The following is a 12556-nucleotide window of genomic DNA, read 5'->3' on the forward strand; positions in this document are numbered from 1 at the left end:
GAATCCCCATTTTACCGTAGGGTCAATTTTTGCTAAAAGCTTTACTGTAAGCCAATCACGGATCTACTAAACCTGCCCCTCCACTAAAAAACAGCCTTGGAGATATTTCCAAGGCTGTGAAAAAAGGAGTGTAAATGAAGAAGGAAAACGCAAAGTTTACTGAGTTTTGCGTTGGTTACTGTCCAGAACTTTTTGAGCTTCTGGGCCTGGCTGATAGGTATAACCCCAAGTTGCATCCTGACTGTCATCAATAATGCGAGGAGTGACGACAATGATCACTTCACTACGACTATTGCTTGTAACGGTTCTTCTAAATAAAGCTCCAATAATTGGGATATCTCCAAGAAGAGGAACTTTCTGAACTGACTCTGAATCTGAATCGCGAATAACTCCTGACAAGACCAGTGTTTGAGCATCACGTAATCGAATTCTGCCAGAGTTCAAGACTCTCTCAGAAATTGGAACTACAAAATTAGTTCCAGCAGAGGAAGTCAGAGGCACAGCAGTTAATGGTGTAGATATTCTTGGAGACACCGACAAATTGATAAATCCATTGTCATCAATCCTCTCGATTTGAATAGCAAGAGTTAAGCCAACTTGCGCAAAAGTTGCAGTAGTTGTGGTAGTTGCGGCGGTTCCAGGGGTAGTTGCGGCAGTAACAGTAGAAGTAATGTTATTGACAACCTGATCTGTCAAAGCGATCGTTGCTGTTTCACCTTCTTGGACAGTGAGATTAGGATCAGTGATTACTTTAGCACTTCCATTTCTAATTGATGCTTGAAGCGAAGCAATGAATGATGTTGGTAGCGTTATAGGATTATTACTACTGAGAGAAATCCCCAAAGTATTAGTACTGTCAACGCTGAGACCTTGGGTAATGGTTGGGTTTCCACCAGTTGTAGTAAATCCACCTGAAAGAGTTTGACCATTATTGATAGCGACTTCTAGAACTCTTACATTAACCATAACTTGGCGTTTACGCAGGTCTAGTCTTGCAAGTTGAGCTTCAGCATACTCTACTTGCTTAGGTGAACCAACCAATGTCAATGAATTAGAACGCTCTTCTGCAATTACCTGCAAACCTTTTAGCAATGGAGTTGCGCCAGATTCAGGAGTAATGCTAACAGTCTCTAGAGTTGGTACAGCCTCAGTAGTAACGTTGATGATCGCCTGAGCAGCAGTACCAATTGTAGCTGTCTGCACACCAGGGATAGGACGTTGACGGCTGACAACACGGGAAGCACCTAAACCAATCAAGTAAGCTGAGGCTTCACCAGTCGTTATTTGATTGAGTCGATAACTCTTGCTGACTAAGTTCTTCAGTGTTACAGGGAGTTTCGTGGCTACAAAGATGGTCTGACCAATCCGATTTGCTTCTAATCCTGAAATTCTCAATACATTATTGAAAACATCTTGAGCAGTTTCATTCTCAATCGAAAGACTGACTGGCTGCTTTAAGCCCGTAGCAGCACCAGTTGTCGCAGGAGCAGCAGCAGCAGCAGTAGTGCCAGGAGTAGAAGGAGCTTCTGCGGAGACAACACTCAAACCTGCCACACGACCAATTAGTGTCAAAACCTCGATCGCAGGAGCATCGCGCAAAGTAATTCTCGGTACACGTTCAGCCGTACCAAGCTCCACAATATCAGCTCGTAGCTTAGACATAGTTGTGGCAATATCGCCAACAGGAGGAGTTTTAATTTGGCGGAATGGTGGCACAACCCCAGGAACACGACCTGGCAACTGTGGAGTTACTGGATTTGCAACAGGTGGCAGAGCTGTATTTGGAGTAGTGTTTTGAGCTACACGAGTCTTCCCATCAGGATTAGTGATTGTCACCTTCGGATCAAATAATGGCTTGCCGACAGAAGAGCTAGTAGTATTTTGAGCAATTAAAACTTGATTAGGTTCAGCCGCAGTTTGACTACTTACAACTCCAGATTCAGGTGCATTAGATGCAGAGAGGTTACTAGATTGAGTTGCGGAAGGCTGCATCTCTAGGCTAAATACTAGGCTATCACCAGTATCCTGTCGCTTGATCAAATCCTTGAGCATCTCTGGATCGTTAGCAGTCACGCGAATACGAACTTTATTCGCAGCGTATTGAGTCGCCTCGATCGCAGTAATACCTGGTGCAGGATTAGCCTTGGCATAGCTAGCATTACCATTGCCTAGTTGCAACTGTGCGCCATTTAATACCGCCACCCAAGCTTTGCCTTGCTTGGTATAGGTAACTTGAGGGCGATCACTACTGGCAAAATTCAACGTCAAATTCAAGCGATCGCCTGCCACATTTGTGTTGATGTCAGTAATCCGACTAGCCACCGCAACTACGTCAGGTTGATTTGCAGAAACAGGACTTTGGACAGCATTTTGAGCCTGGCTCGGTGCGATCGCCAAAACCTGTGGGCAACTTGCGGCAATCAGAAACCAGCAAGCTATAGACTTGCCATTCAAATTCCCATTCAACCGATCATTCAATTTAGCATTCATAATTACACTCCTCTTGTTCCTCACGGAACTCAATACACTTAATCTTTAGTAGTAAATCTGTAGAAACTGGAACATGTCCTAACTAAAAGAACGACATAACCAAGACAGAATTGACGAGATTATGGTGCGAGATTATACCACACTTTGTCAATTTTAAATCAAAAAAATAATAAGACACTTACTCAACCAAAATTATTTGGCATTGCAAGATTTCTATATCTTTCACAGCAGAATGTCACTACTGGGGGCGAAATTTTATTTTTGGGGTGGAGCAGCAGCGGCAGCAGCCTTCTTAAGCTCCTCTTCGGTTTTAGGGACAAAAGCTTGCAAAGTAAAATCTGCGCCAATTAATGGTGGCAAGATATCCAGAATTTCTTTCTCTTTACCAGCCGCGATCGGGCGAGAAAACTTAAACGTAGCAATTGGCAAAGCCTTTTTCGTTAGTTTTAAGTCTTTGACTACTAGTAGAGGCTTTAAACGCTCAATTTTTTGAATTGTATTCAATACATCCTCAAACTTGCCGTCAAAACCAATCGTAAAGGAATAAGTATCATATTGCGCTCCTACAACTGGGGCAGAAGGTTGGAAATTCCGCAAGGTTCCTGCTAATTCATAGGAGAAATCTGGCGGTAAAGCAATCACAATAGTCTTAGGAATCTGCTCTTGAATATCGCGGATTAGCGTATCAATATTATCTACATTTGGTAAAAGTGATAGAACAAATTTATTCTGTTGATTTGCTTCCTCAATCTTTTGAGCAATATTACTTTTGCTCGCCACTTGACTTTTTAATTGCGTGACTTTAGTCGTCTTGTCATCAATATTTTTTTGTCCAGATTGGACTGAATCCCAGATCGGCATGACATAGGTTGTAGCTGCATAAGCAGCTAGAGCAACCCCACCAACTCCGAGCAAGATTCCTAAAATCTTTGATGTAAAGGTGATCCCAAATAGAGTTAAACCACCCGCACCATCTTCAATTCCTGAAGCAGCTCCAACGTTTGTCATTTTATTTGATAACTCCCTGTTGCTTTAATAGATTGACTCTCGTAACTAACCCATCCGCCCCTGTCTTTTGGAGTGCGGGTAATATATCAGCAGGGCTTTTTTTGGTAATAGCCGCACGAATTTGAAAGTTGACCAATGTAAAGTTTTTATCAGTAGTTGCTGGTTGCAAAGCTGACGAGACTAATATAGTCTCCTTCCCTTCTAGTAGAGGCGATGCTTTGAGCAACAATAGAAAATCATTTAACTCATTGTAACTAGTAGCTTTTCCAGTAAGAGATACCATCGATGAGGCAGGAGCTTGAGGCGTTGCGTCAACCGATGATTGGGTAATTGACTCCACCTGAACAGTAATGGGAGTACGTTTTCTGATGTCATCAGCGATCGCGCTGACAGGTAAATTACCAACAAACAGATTTACCAGTTCTCCAGTTCTAGCCTGAATAGCTTGCAGTTCTGCCTCTTGACTTTTTAAAGCTGTAATCTGGCTATTTAGCTTTGACTCCTCAGCAGTTAAAGTAGAAAGCTTTTGTTGAATACCCTCGTTTTGTGAATTGAGGACAAAAAAAGCACCGCCAACTATTGCAAGAGCAACTACAGCAACTGCACCTCCGTAGACTAAAAACTGCGAATCAGCTATCGGCTGACGCTCAATTGATTGGGCTTCATCAGCAATGCGATCGCTTAAAAAATTAATATCAAGTGTGTACATAACGCCTTTTTAAACCTCCCTCAAACCTAGACCTAGAGCAACAGACATAGCCATACGTTCCTCAACAGGAATGTCACCATCAATAGTTACACCAATGGCAGTAAGCGGGTCAACAGCAATAGCAGCAATACCGAGACGTTGACTGAAGAACTCATTTAATTGACCAATACAGGCACCAGGTCCTGCAATCAATAACTGCACGACATCTGAGCCAGGAGATTGACTAGTGTAGAAGTCAATTGAGCGCCTAAGTTCATCGGAAAGATCTCCAACAACCCTCATGATTGCTGCATCTCCTGGAGTTCCACCACCACCTGCAAGGCTCGCGGTGTCCATCGACTGAACAGGCACAACAGTGGAACTCAACATTTCCATATCCGTTGTCCTTCGTGGAGGCAAATTAATAGCACGCAATTGAGCATTCTGAATTTGAGCAGTACCGATTGGGAAAGTTCGAGAAAATTGCGGAACTCCATCAACTGTTACCGTAATTTCTGTAGCTTCGTACTCAATATCTACGATCGCTACGGCTTCCGCTAATGTGCTAAATCTAGCTAACTCATTGCGCATAGCACGAATGAGAGCAAAGCTACTAACCTCAACAACGTCAACCTCTAACTGCGCTATTTCTAGAGCCTGCATATAGCTGTCTGTGACTTCTTTAGGTGTTGCCACCATGAGAATTTCAATCCGTTCAATGCCATCATCATCAAGAGTTGTACCCAACTTTTGATAATCAACATCCGCGTCTTCACGAGGAAAAGGTAAGTACAGACTAGCCTCTTGATTAAGAACCATCTCGCGTAGTTCTAAGTCAGGAATTTCCGCTGGTAAGCGAATTAGACGACTCACAGTCTCGCGCCCTGGAAGAGCTGTGGCAGCCTTCTTAACTTTTATTTTTTTGTCTGCTAGCAAACTGCGAATAACTTCTCCCAGCGCTACAGGGTCGAGAATACGTCCTTCTTCAACAGTACCTTCAGGAAGCTCGACGCTACCATACGTCACTAGCTTGTAAGAAGATTGCCCCTTGCGGCGCAATTGAACTAGGTTAACTTTCTCGGAAGTGATTTCAATTCCGATGCCTTTCTTAGACTTTCCGCCAAATTTTAAGCCGAACATAAGCGTGTCTTTATGATTTTTGTAGCTTGTGTAGCACTGGGCATACTAAACAATGGAGGGATTATAGACTGTAAGTGACCATTGTCAATAGTAGAAGAAAAAATAATCATCACGAATATCGTAGATGTCTGATTTTGCCTTGTTTCTTATAGACGATTTTGGTCGTTTTAGCAATCAAACTAAAAAATAGGCAGTAATTCTCGTTATAAAAATTAGTTTTATATCTAATGATTAAGTTGCTTAGGAAAAATCAAAACCCAAGAATTGATTGGCGGCGCTTCGCGCCGCCAATCAATTCTTGGGTTTTATGACCTAGTCAATAATTCGCTGGGAAATGAGTAGTTTGTAAAAATCTAAAGAGAGATGAGGATTTTTGCAAGCTCTCTCTATGATTTATCTGCTACGTAGTTGCATTTGCTTACCTTGAATTATGCTTCTCAACTGTGGATTTTGCTTCTGCTCCAGCGTAATTTGATTAAACTCTTTAGTCGTAAATCCATTGCGGCAAATTTCTTCTTCGCTATAAGTTCGTAATTGGTCGCAGAGCGATCGCAAAAATTCTGGCGGATTGCTGAGGTCACAGACCTTAGTTTGTTTCGATTCTGCGAGATTAGCGACATTACTCCAATCAGCGTTACTTTTAGCCTCTCTAAAAAGCTCTAGGCGTTTGTTTTCGATCGCATTAGCCGCAGATGCATAACGAGTAAGATTGTCCTCGCCAAGAGACACTTTGTTGAGAAAATTTTGTAGATTTGATGGTTTTACGCAAGTTTCTGCAGCCGCAGATAAGCGATTTCCAATAATCATCGGCTCAACAATTGCCCCTATAACAACACATAGACCAAGTAAGCTAATTGCGCCTAATCCCTGACCTAAGTATTTTTTGAAATGATTCTTAACATTACTTTGATCTAATGTTATATCTGGATTTTGGGTTTGCTTGTTTGCAAATTGCTTTAGATAAACCGAATGTCTCTGATGCCAACTATTCATAATCAACTGCCATTAATCGCCAAAAACACTAAGGACGTAATCTGTTAAGTAAGTAGGCGAAAACCCTAAAACCTACACCGACTGCTGAACAAGCGGTGCAGGTTTTGAATCTGGGTTTTAATATAGCGTTTTCCAACCTAGTAAAGTACGGCGTTGTTTCTACGCCTTCGGCAGGGAAACAACCCTCTGATCCTCGCTTGCTTGAAAATATCTATATACGCCAGACGTTACTCATACAAAAGTATTGACTCAAACAGGCTGATTTTGTTGCCGCAAATATGACTGAATGAATGGATCAAGGTCTCCATCCATAACATTTTGAATATTTGTGGTTTCTTCACCTGTACGTAAATCTTTTACTAGTTGGTAAGGATGAAACACATAGTTACGAATTTGGTTGCCCCAAGCTGCTTCCACCATATCGCCACGAATATCGGCAATTTTTTGAGCGCGTTGCTCTTGGGCAATAATTAATAACTTTGCTTTCAGCAATCGCATGGCATTTTCTTTATTTTGTAATTGCGATCGCTCTTGCGTACAGCGTACCGAAATCCCAGTAGGTAAATGGGTAATTCGGACTGCCGTTTCTACTTTGTTGACGTTCTGACCTCCTTTACCGCCTGCTCTTGTTGTCGTAATCTCTAATTCTTTCGGATCAATTTCAAGATCGACATCCTCTTCGAGTAATGGCATTACTTCTACACCAGCAAAACTAGTTTGGCGCTTATCATTGGCATTAAACGGCGAAATTCGGACAAGACGATGTGTGCCTTTTTCAGGAGCAAGGTAGCCATAGGCATAACGCCCATGAACGAGCAAAGTCACTGATTTGATGCCTGCTTCTTCTCCTTCGGAAATTTCAGAAATCTCCACTTTGTATCCTTGTGATTCACAAAAGCGGGTATACATACGTAATAGCATTTCTGTCCAGTCTTGGGAGTCAGTGCCCCCTGCGCCAGCATTGATTGTTAAAACTGCATCATATTTGTCATAGGTTCCTGATAGTAGTTGTTCTAGATCCCAGCGATCCATCTCTTGCAGTATGAGACTCAGGCTTTGTTTCGCTTCATTTGCTAGCACAGGATCATCTTCAAGAGCAAGTAACTCGGCGATCACTTCGATATTTTCGATGCTTTTCTGCCAGTGCTCAAACTTTTCGAGGTAAGATTTCAGCGCATCGAGTTCGCGCATTGTTTTTTGGGCTTGATCGCTATCCTCCCAAAATTCAGGTTGAGCAGCCGTTTGTTCTAAGTCACTAATTTTTGCTGCGATCGCTGGTGCGTCAAAGATAGTCCTGAGCAATGCTCAGGCGCTGAGATAAGATCTGGTTTTGGCGTGCAATCTCCGTAAAGTCCACTAAAGTATTTCTCCGAATATAGCGAGTTTCAATTGAGTATTGTATAACAAGCCAATCAAGGTAAGCATTTTACCCTCATACCAAAGATGCTTGCTTTCGCCGTTAGCTACAGATTAAGTTGAACGAAGAAAATAAGAGTAACAGTAAAAACATGTCAAGCATAATTCACGAACAGCCTGATTACGAAAAGCCTGATCGCGATCAGCCTGATCGCGATCAGTCTGAAATCAGCATTAATTTTTCCTCTGAACCTACGTTGGTAGTAACGGATAACACTGGAACTCGCAAGATGCAGCTAGTTGAAAGTCAATATACAATCGGTCGCGAATCAGATAACACCGTTCACCTCAACTCTGATTTTGTCTCGCGATATCATGCGACTCTACGGAAAATCCGTCATCGAGATCGCCTTGATACTTATCGGATTATCGATGGTAGCGCCTCAGGTAAACCCAGTAAAAATGGGATTATTTTAAATGCGATCCAAAAAGTTTCTTCCCACGATCTGCAAGATGGTGATATTGTCACGTTCGCGCCTGAGGTACATATTCTGTATCTTGCGCCGAAGTTAATTTGAAAATTAACTTGAAGATTTAAGTTTGAATATTCTCTCTAAAACGGACAAAGAATAAACAAGCCACAGAGATTCTCTAACTCTTTATAAAAACTCTATAATTCACGCCATTTGTAGAGTAAAGTAGAGCGAGATTAAACTAAATGTCTACCAGTAGCATATACTTTTCGCTGGTAAGCCACATCTACTTCTTTTTTTGGTGAGCTAATGAGCGAAACACACGTTAGTCACACACTATTAATCAATGATGCGAGAGGTAGTAGAAAACTCGCACTTGATGGATTAAAGTATACGATTGGGCGGGATGCGAATAATAATATTCAACTTTATTCGCGATTTGTATCTCGACAACACGCAGTGTTACTGCGTGTGCCTGGGGAAGGTGGGCGTTATTTGTACCGAATTATTGATGGGGATCTGTCTGGTAAGCCCAGTGTGAATGGTGTAATTATTAATCATCATATGAAGATTGCTTCTTCCTATGATCTATGTAACGGTGATGTGATCACGCTTGCCCCAAATGTGGAATTAACATATCTAAGTAGTCAACCTTAACAAAAGTCCCAAAGTACCTTTTATATTTTTTAAGTGCCTTGCTCTGGTATAACTCTCAAATTTTTTATTGTGGCTATATAGCAATGCAGGCTTTTCTTAGGATATAAAACCCAAATAAATAAATGCGGTGCGAAGCACCACATTTATTTATTTGGGTTTTTGATTTGTGCTAGCTATAGTCTCTAGGATCAAACCCCAATAAGCGAAAGGCATTGCAAAGTTCTGCTATTCGTTTATTGTTTTTTTTTGTCATGTTTTTACTGGCACTTTTGCTGATAATTTCTAGTTCGTGGATTTTTAGGTAAGGTGAAACAATATTGTGTAATAAATCCGCAATTTGACTTGATTGCAGCATAATATGGCAATTGTCTTATCCCTTCAAGAAAACGTAGACTTACTGCTACTTTTAGTCAAGTTAGCGATCGCGTTAGGCTCAATTGCCATTACGTTATTACTGCTATTTTGGTTGCGACTTAAGAAAATTGAAAAACGGATATATCAGAGAAGACGACAGCTAAAGTCGAGATTCAATCAAAATATCACACTGAAGACCTCACAAAAAATACTGCCAAAGCCTTACAAATCCTTTAGTCCGACCCACGTTATCGCCAATCGATCAATTGGTAATCTGGCAACTGTCAACAAGCGATCGCCAAAGACTCAGTTGTATATAACAACTTCATCCCCAAAGCTTTTACCAAAATCAAAGAGACGCTCTAGTCGAGTTCGTTTGCACTGGTTATGGGCAATTATGATTGCCAGTATGACAGGCATGGCGATCGCCTTATTGCAGCTAGGTAATAGCTTTATTAGTTCTGAATACATGCCAATTATTTGGTTGTTAATCGGTGTAACCCTAGTCATCAGCGCCACATTTATCGAAATTGCATAGCGTTAGAGTTTTCAGTGCCTGCGGCGCTGAAAACATATAAAACCGCAAATCTGTACCGCCCGCTACGCGGGCGGTACAGATTTGCGGTTTTATATTTAATTATGCCTAGCTACTTAAATACGCGACAATTAAGACTCCGTGAGAATTGCGGCAAAGCTAAAAAATATTTGGGACAATAAATATGCGACGTGCGGTTTTATGTGGATATTACGGAATGGGGAATGGTGGTGATGAGGCGCTACTTGCCACTTTGCTGCAAATGCTCCCCAATGATGTCCAACCGCTTGTATTGTCTGCTAGTCCTAGAGCCACCGAAAATTTGCATCAGGTCGAAGCTAGCGATCGCTACTCAGTATTTGCATTGATCAATGAACTAAGGCGATCGGATTTATTTGTTTGGGGCGGTGGTAGCTTGATGCAAGATGCCACTAGTGCCAGAAATCCGATTTATTATGGTGGCATCATGGGCTTAGCGCAGGGGATGGGCTTGCAAACGATCGCTTGGGCGCAAGGGGTGGGACCACTGAAGCGCAAGTTGAGTAAATGGATCGCTAGACGCGCTTTTCAGGGATGTTCATCGGTGTCAGTGCGCGATCGCCAATCGGCACAATTATTGGCAGACTGGCAAATTAAGAGTGTGGTCGCCCCTGATCCTGTATGGGCTTTGGATGCAACTCCAATTAATATGTATCGTGATTTATCAAACCCTCGTGTTGCTGTGGTTTTGCGATCGCATCCTGCGCTAACTTCCTGTCGCCTTGCGACAATCACTGAAGCTTTGCAGAAGTTGCAGAAACAAACCAATGCTGAAATTTTATTGATCCCATTTCAGCCATCTCAAGATAAGGCGATCGCCCAAGCAATTTGTGATTCTCTTAATGAAAAGATGCCAAACCACAGTCAAATCATCATTCAAAAAGATCCACGTCGCCTTAAGGGGATTTTCAATGGTATAGATCTGACGATCGCGATGCGGCTACATGGATTAATTATGGCGGCGGCTGAAGGCAGTAATTGTTCAGCAATTAGTTACGATCCGAAAGTTTCTTATCTCATGGAAGATTTAGGAATCTCTGGTTGGGAATTAGAGGATTTACCCGACGATGCGCAGTTACTTACGGATGCTTGGGTTGATCACCTCGAACATCAAAATCAAACTTTAAGCGATCGGGTACTGCAACTCAAACAACAAGCTTTGATTCATCAAAAAATATTAGGTTAGTAAGGTGGGCAATGCCCACCTTACTAACCTAATATTCTCAATATGAAACCGATTTTGGTGTTTCAAGCGCCTTGGGCGCTTGGAACACCAAAATCGTTTTTTTGAAAGCCCACCGTAGGCGGGCTTTCAAAAAAACGACTTTTATAATGAGAATTACTGCCTTACTAATTTTCAAAACCTTGTGTACATAGAATTGTGATAACTTAGAGTACTGTAAACATTTTAGAAATATTTTCGAGAGATATTTTCGGCAACGAGCAAAAACTCCTCGCTCCTCGAAATGTTGCCCTAGAAATCCAAAACAAGCTTACTTAATATGGCAGACATTACAACCCAACAAATTCAAGAGCTACGTGCGAGAACTGGTGCAGGTATCAAAGACTGTAAAGCAGCGCTCGTTGACTCCAGCGGTGATTTTACCAAGGCAACAGAATACCTAAGACAAAAGGGGCTTGCCTCTGCTGTTAAAAAAGCAGCCCGTGAAGCATCTGAAGGAATCGTCCATAGTTATATTCACTTTGGTAGCCGCATTGGCGTGCTAGTCGAAGTTAACTGCGAAACTGATTTCGTGGCTCGTCGTGAAGAACTCAAAGAACTAGCTGATAGCGTAGCCAAGCAAATTGCTGCTTGCCCTAACGTGGAATATGTCAGTGTTGCCGATATTCCTGCTGCTTTTGTAGAAAGTGAAAAGCAAATCGAAGCTGGCAAAGAAGATTTAGCTAGCAAGCCTGCTGCTATCCGCGAGAAGATTGTGCTTGGTCGCATCGAAAAGCGCTTGAAAGAATTGTGCTTACTAGATCAGCCTTACATCAAAGATCAAAGCATCACCGTTGATGAATTGGTTAAACTAACTGCGACTAAGCTTAGCGAAAATGTTAAAGTTCGTCGCTTTGTCCGCTTTGTTGTTGGTGAATAATAAAAAAAATTCGATTTTTTTAGCTCCATAGGAGCTAAAAAAATCGAATTTTTTTTAGCTAGATTTAAAAAAATAATGTGAACTACGATGCTGGTGCGTATTGATAAAGATATTCAAAATATCCAACAGGCGATCGCTGAGGCGATCACTCGTATCGATGTTATTCATATTGAGTATTCACAGGCGATCGCTCAAGCAGTTCAGCAACAAATTTTGCTCACAGTATTTAAGTTTTGCACCCAAAAATGTCCTGACGCATTTCTAGCACTATCTCTATCAGCTCGGCAAAATTTGCAAGACGCACTGCGGCAGAGGATCAAATCGCTCTGTGAGCAGATGCAAAAAACTCTCGAAGAATGCGATCGCGACAGTCGCACTAATCAAGAAAATCTCGATACCCTGCTCAGTAAGCTCCTCAATGAAAGTATGGAGAAACTGAACCAGCTTTTAGTCGAGCATAAAGTTTTAAATTCTGAAGAAAACAAGACTAAAGACGATAAAAATATACAGATGAGTATTCGTCTTGCTGAAATTGAGTTTACCGATCGCAAGGTCATGTCGCATCGAGGCGAGTTGCGCGTTTTATCGGCAAGGCTAGCGCACTTGCACAATGAGCTAGAGAAAAAATATCAACAAGGAATGAAAAATAAATAACTTGTGCAAATTAGGATAAGCTCAGACAAAGAGAAAAAAGGAATAATTTTGGGTTATTACAGCGAAG

Annotated in this window: 12 protein-coding genes; 6 read left to right on the forward strand and 6 right to left on the reverse strand. The window is 41.8% G+C overall.

The window, feature by feature from the left end; genetic code table 11:
• Nucleotides 1-156: 156 nt before the first annotated feature.
• From CQ839_RS18290 to prfB, 6 genes are all read right to left on the reverse strand, one after another.
• A complete protein-coding gene (locus tag CQ839_RS18290; RefSeq protein WP_103669726.1) occupies nt 157-2490 on the reverse strand; it encodes a secretin N-terminal domain-containing protein in 2334 nt (777 codons plus the stop codon).
• Nucleotides 2491-2745: 255 nt separating this feature from the next.
• A complete protein-coding gene (locus CQ839_RS18295) occupies nt 2746-3498 on the reverse strand; it encodes a hypothetical protein (protein WP_103669727.1) in 753 nt (250 codons plus the stop codon).
• 1 nt (nt 3499) lies between these two features.
• The gene (locus CQ839_RS18300) at nt 3500-4207 is read right to left on the reverse strand and encodes a PilN domain-containing protein (protein WP_103669728.1); all 708 of its coding nucleotides are present in this window, start codon (nt 4205-4207) and stop codon (nt 3500-3502) included.
• A 9-nt stretch (nt 4208-4216) separates the two neighbouring features.
• The gene (gene pilM, locus CQ839_RS18305) at nt 4217-5326 is read right to left on the reverse strand and encodes a type IV pilus biogenesis protein PilM (protein WP_103669729.1); all 1110 of its coding nucleotides are present in this window, start codon (nt 5324-5326) and stop codon (nt 4217-4219) included.
• 393 nt (nt 5327-5719) lie between these two features.
• Nucleotides 5720-6319: a DUF4168 domain-containing protein gene (locus tag CQ839_RS18310; RefSeq protein WP_103669730.1), complete on the reverse strand. Its 600-nt coding sequence runs from the start codon at nt 6317-6319 to the stop codon at nt 5720-5722.
• Nucleotides 6320-6568: 249 nt separating this feature from the next.
• Nucleotides 6569-7676 (reverse strand): peptide chain release factor 2 gene (prfB, locus tag CQ839_RS18315; protein WP_103669731.1). Its coding sequence is split into 2 segments (ribosomal slippage): nt 6569-7603 and nt 7605-7676, totalling 1107 coding nucleotides; the frame shifts between segments, so codons are not numbered across the junction.
• 151 nt (nt 7677-7827) lie between these two features.
• Between prfB and CQ839_RS18320 the strand changes: the two genes are divergently transcribed.
• The 6 genes from CQ839_RS18320 to CQ839_RS18350 all read left to right on the forward strand — a co-directional run bounded on the left by CQ839_RS18320 (nt 7828) and on the right by CQ839_RS18350 (nt 12489).
• Nucleotides 7828-8253, forward strand: coding sequence for an FHA domain-containing protein (locus tag CQ839_RS18320; protein WP_103669732.1), 426 nt, complete (start codon nt 7828-7830; stop codon nt 8251-8253).
• A 204-nt stretch (nt 8254-8457) separates the two neighbouring features.
• The gene (locus tag CQ839_RS18325) at nt 8458-8805 is read left to right on the forward strand and encodes an FHA domain-containing protein (RefSeq protein ID WP_103669733.1); all 348 of its coding nucleotides are present in this window, start codon (nt 8458-8460) and stop codon (nt 8803-8805) included.
• Nucleotides 8806-9163: 358 nt separating this feature from the next.
• A complete protein-coding gene (locus CQ839_RS18335) occupies nt 9164-9697 on the forward strand; it encodes a hypothetical protein (RefSeq protein ID WP_103669735.1) in 534 nt (177 codons plus the stop codon).
• A gap of 181 nt (nt 9698-9878) precedes the next feature.
• The gene (gene csaB, locus CQ839_RS18340) at nt 9879-10919 is read left to right on the forward strand and encodes a polysaccharide pyruvyl transferase CsaB (RefSeq protein ID WP_103669736.1); all 1041 of its coding nucleotides are present in this window, start codon (nt 9879-9881) and stop codon (nt 10917-10919) included.
• A gap of 316 nt (nt 10920-11235) precedes the next feature.
• Nucleotides 11236-11835 (forward strand): translation elongation factor Ts, encoded by a 600-nt coding sequence (gene tsf / locus CQ839_RS18345; RefSeq protein ID WP_103669737.1) that lies wholly within the window; start codon nt 11236-11238, stop codon nt 11833-11835.
• A gap of 87 nt (nt 11836-11922) precedes the next feature.
• Nucleotides 11923-12489, forward strand: a complete 567-nt coding sequence (locus CQ839_RS18350; protein WP_103669738.1) for a hypothetical protein — start codon at nt 11923-11925, stop codon at nt 12487-12489.
• Nucleotides 12490-12556: the final 67 nt, after the last annotated feature.

Origin of the sequence: Pseudanabaena sp. BC1403 (genome assembly GCF_002914585.1) — a bacterium.
In the GTDB taxonomy this organism is placed as follows: Bacteria; Cyanobacteriota; Cyanobacteriia; order Pseudanabaenales; family Pseudanabaenaceae; genus Pseudanabaena.